The sequence below is a fragment of the Streptomyces synnematoformans genome (genome assembly GCF_039531005.1).
In the GTDB taxonomy this organism is placed as follows: Bacteria; Actinomycetota; Actinomycetes; order Streptomycetales; family Streptomycetaceae; genus Streptomyces; species Streptomyces synnematoformans.
In genome coordinates this window covers 1-3,832 of record NZ_BAAAPF010000465.1, presented here as the reverse complement: position 1 = coordinate 3,832, position 3,832 = coordinate 1, and the positions used below count along the sequence as shown (strand labels likewise).

The following is a 3,832-nucleotide window of genomic DNA, read 5'->3' as shown; positions in this document are numbered from 1 at the left end:
CCGCACCTCGAACCCCTCCCGGCCGTCGGCGCGTGCACCCGCCGCGCACGCGCCGCCCAGCGCGGCGGCACGCTCCCGCATGCCGACGAGCCCGAGCCCGCCCGGGCGTTCACCGCCGGCGTCCTTCCCGGGCGCCGCGGCTCCCCCGGCCGCCCCGGCGGCCTCGGCCGACCCGGCCGACCCGGCCGACCCGGCGTCCCCGCCGGCGTCGCTCCCGCCCCGGCCGTCGTCGCGGACCGTGACCTCCAGCCCGGTCGACTCCCGCGACAGGCTCACCACCGCCTGCGCCCCCGCGCCCGCGTGCTTGCGCACGTTCGTCAGCGCCTCCTGCAGCATCCGGTACGCCGCCAGGTCCACCGCCGCCGGCAGCGGCCCGACGACCTCGGCCACCCGCTCCACCCGCGTGGTCACCGCGCTCCGCCGCGGGCCCAGCTCCGCCGCCACCTCCACCGACACCGGTGTGCCGGCCCGTTCGAGGCCGGCCACCAGCTCGGCCAGCATCGCCAGCCCCGGCGCCGGCTCGGTGGGGGCGTGCGGGTCGCCGGACTGGCGCAGCAGCCCGACGGTGGTGCGCAGCTCCTCCAGCGCGGTGCGGCCGGCGTCCCGTACGTGCGCCAGCGCCTCCTTGGCCTGGTCGGGGCGGCTCTCCATGACGTGCGAGGCCACCCCCGCCTGGACGTTGACCAGCGCGATGTGGTGGGCGACGACGTCGTGCAGCTCGCGCGCGATCCGTACCCGCTCCTCCGCGACCCGCCGCCGCGCCTCCTCCTCGCGGGTCCGTTCGGCCCGCTCGGCGCGCTCGCGGATGGCGTCGACGACGGCCCGGCGGCTGCGCACGGCGTCGCCGACGCCGGCGGCCATCCCGGTCCAGGCGAAGACGCCGAGGTTCTCGTCCGCGTACCAGGGGCGGTCGCCGAAGAGCATCATCGCGAACGTCAGCACCCCGATGGTGAGCAGAGCGATCCGCCAGGTGGTGTGCCGGTCGGTGCGCGCGGCGACGGTGTAGAGGGCGACCACGACGCTCAGCGCGATCGGCGAGCGCGGGTCGCCCGCGGAGGCGATGACGTGGGCGATGGTGAGCGCCATGGTGGCGGCGAGCACGCCCCACGGGGACCGCCGCCGCAGGACGAGGACGGCGCTGGCCGCGGTCGCGAGCACGACCTCGACCGGGCCGAGGTCGACCGGGGGCGGCGCGTTCGCCTCGCTGCCGGGGTGGACGGCGCTGATGAGGATGACGGCCAGCACGGCCGCCGCCAGCAGGGCGTCGGCCGCGCGGGGGTGCGCCCGCAGCCAGCGGGGCAGAGCGGCGAGGTGGGTCACGGCAGCGGTGCCTGCAGAGGAGGGCCGGCCCCGGTCCGGTCGACCGGGGCGAAGAGCGGCCGAGGCGGGCGCGGGCTCAGCTGGGGATGAGGCCGTCGTCGCTGAGCATGTCCCGGACCTCCTCCAGGGAGGCGTCGGGCGCGGGCAGGATCAGCTCGGACGGCTCCAGCGAGTCGTCCGGCAGCGGTGCGCCCATCGAGCGCACGGCGTCCAGCAGGGCGCCGAGCGTGCGCCGGAAGCCCGGCTCGTCGCCGCCCTCCATCTCGGCGAGCAACTCGTCGTCCAGCTTGTTGAGCTCGGCGAAGTGGCTGTCGTCCAGCTTCACCTGACCCTCCCCCATGATCCGTACGATCACGGCTTTCTCCCGTTCTTCCGAGCCCGTCGAGGGGCGGTCACTGCTTGTCGAACCGCGGCGCGTCCTGCTGCTGCGGAGCCTGCTGCTGCGTCTGCCCGGCCTGCTGGCCGCCCTCGATGGCCTGCTGCTGCTCGGCGGGGCCGCCCGCCAGCTCGGCCTTCATGCGCTGCAGCTCCAGCTCGACGTCCGCGCCGCCGGAGAGCCGGTCCAGCTCGGCGGAGATGTCGTCCTGCGCCGTCCCCGTGGGGTCGTCCAGCGCACCGGAGGCCAGCAGCTCGTCGATCGCGCCGGCGCGGGCCTGCATCTGCGCCGTGCGGTCCTCGGCGCGCTGTACGGCCAGGCCCACGTCGCCCATCTCCTCGGAGATGCCGGAGAACGCCTCGCCGATGCGGGTCTGCGCCTGCGCCGCCGTGTACGTGGCCTTGATGGTCTCCTTCTTCGTCCGGAAGGCGTCCACCTTGGCCTGCAGCCGCTGGGCTGCGAGCGTGAGCTTCTCCTCCTCGCTCTGCAGGGTCTGGTGCTGCGACTCCAGGTCGGTGACCTGCTGGTGCAGCGCCGCCTTGCGGGACAGCGCCTCGCGCGCCAGGTCCTCGCGGCCGAGGGCGAGGGCCTTCTTGCCCTGGTCCTCCAGCTTGGCGGACTGGTTCTGCAGCTGGCCGAGCTGCAGCTCCAGGCGCTTGCGCGACGTCGCCACGTCGGCGACGCCCCGGCGCACCTTCTGGAGCAGCTCCAGCTGCTTCTGGTACGAGTAGTCGAGGGTCTCGCGCGGGTCCTCGGCCCGGTCCAGGGCCTTGTTGGCCTTCGCGCGGAAGATCATCCCCATCCGCTTCATGACACCGCTCATGGGCCTCGCGCGCCCCCTTCTGACGGACTTCAGCCTCGGCACATACTCTGCAGAACCCACAGTACGGGCCCTGCTTCCATTACCGCACTGCCTGGGCGCCAATGCGCTCCTCCTGCAGGACGAACCACCGGGGGTCCGCCCTCCCGCCCAGGGAGTAGACGGCCGTAGGGGCTGCCCGTTGCCGTGCCCCCACAGATAGTGACACGCACGCCGTTGCCGGATCGTTCCCCACGGGTCTGGGTCGTACACCCGAGTGCCCGTATTCTGGGGCCTGTGTTCGGAAGCCGTTCCAAGGATGACCAGTCCGCCGAGCCCGACGAGGGTGCGGTGGAGACCAAGCATGTGCGTCCGGCCGAGGCGCCCAAGGGCAGGCCCACGCCCAAGCGCAGCGAGTCGCAGGCGCAGCGCCGCGCCATGGCCAAGACGCCGGCGACGCGCAAGGAGGCGTCGAAGCGGGCCCGGGAGGCCCGCAGGGCCGACCTCGCGCGCCAGCGCGAGGCGCTGGCCTCGGGCAACGAGCGGTATCTGCCGGCCCGGGACAAGGGGCCGGTGCGCAAGTTCGTGCGGGACTACGTGGACTCGCGGTGGTGCGTGGCGGAGTTCTTCCTGCCCATGGCCATCGTCATCCTGCTGCTCAGCGTGACGCCGTCCGCGGGGCTGAAGAACATCTCGCTGCTGCTGTGGCTGTTCGTGATCGTGCTGATCGTCTTCGACTCCATCGCGATCACCGTGCGGGTGAAGAAGCAGCTCAAGGAGCGCTTCCCGGACGAGAGCCACCGCGGCGCCCGGGCGTACGCGCTGATGCGCACGCTGCAGCTGCGCCGGATGCGCCTGCCGAAGCCGCAGGTGAAGCGGGGCGAGCGGCCCTGACGCCGGCGGGCGTACCGGCGGTCTCCGCCGCGTATGCCCGGCACGGAACCGCGCGCCGCCGCCGTCGGCGCGCTCTCGGATACGCTGCGAGCGCACTATCCGGCGTGGGACGGAGGCAGTCATGGCAGCGTGGACCTGGCGGTTCGAGAAGGCCGACGGCACGGAGACGGCCCCGGCGGTGGAGCCGGAGGACTTCACGACCCAGGGCGACGCCGAGTCGTGGCTCGGCGAGGTCTGGAAGGACCTGCTGGCGGGCGGCGTCGAGCAGGTCACGCTGCTGGAGGACGGGGCCGAGGTCTACGGCCCGATGAGCCTGGAGGCGGCGGAGGACGCGTAGCGCCGGGGCGCCGGCCCCGGCGCCCCGGACCCGGCGGGTCCCGCCCGCGCTCGCGAGCCCCGCCCGGGCGCGCGCCGCGCGCCCGCGAGACGATCGGGGTGTGGAC

Annotated in this window: 5 protein-coding genes; 2 read left to right on the top strand and 3 right to left on the bottom strand. The window is 74.5% G+C overall.

Annotation, left to right across the window (positions count from 1 at the left end; all coding sequences use genetic code 11):
- The 3 genes from ABD317_RS34425 to ABD317_RS34415 form a co-directional block, all read right to left on the bottom strand.
- On the bottom strand, positions 1–1,320 hold a 1,320-nt coding region (locus tag ABD317_RS34425; RefSeq protein WP_344295403.1), incomplete at its 3' end, for a sensor histidine kinase.
- Positions 1,321–1,396: 76 nt separating this feature from the next.
- Complete coding sequence (gene pspAA, locus ABD317_RS34420) at positions 1,397–1,675, bottom strand: PspA-associated protein PspAA (protein WP_027753770.1); 279 nt, start codon at positions 1,673–1,675, stop codon at positions 1,397–1,399.
- Positions 1,676–1,712: 37 nt separating this feature from the next.
- On the bottom strand, positions 1,713–2,519 hold the full coding sequence (locus ABD317_RS34415; protein ID WP_078627586.1) for a PspA/IM30 family protein: 807 nt from the start codon (positions 2,517–2,519) through the stop codon (positions 1,713–1,715).
- Between the two features lie 273 nt (positions 2,520–2,792).
- On the opposite strand from ABD317_RS34415, the gene ABD317_RS34410 reads away from it, so the two are divergent.
- Both ABD317_RS34410 and ABD317_RS34405 read left to right on the top strand, forming a co-directional pair.
- On the top strand, positions 2,793–3,389 hold the full coding sequence (locus tag ABD317_RS34410; protein ID WP_344295396.1) for a DUF3043 domain-containing protein: 597 nt from the start codon (positions 2,793–2,795) through the stop codon (positions 3,387–3,389).
- A 121-nt stretch (positions 3,390–3,510) separates the two neighbouring features.
- Positions 3,511–3,726 carry a hypothetical protein gene (locus ABD317_RS34405; protein WP_027753773.1) on the top strand — a complete coding sequence of 72 codons (216 nt, stop codon included), beginning with the start codon at positions 3,511–3,513 and terminating at the stop codon, positions 3,724–3,726.
- Positions 3,727–3,832 lie beyond the last annotated feature (106 nt).

What these genes read in the sequence shown, in the direction of transcription:
- ABD317_RS34405 (WP_027753773.1), top strand. Translation starts at nt 3,511, where the DNA reads ATGGCAGCGTGGACCTGGCGGTTCGAGAAGGCCGACGGCACGGAGACG.
- ABD317_RS34415 (WP_078627586.1), bottom strand. Translation starts at nt 2,519, where the DNA reads ATGAGCGGTGTCATGAAGCGGATGGGGATGATCTTCCGCGCGAAGGCC.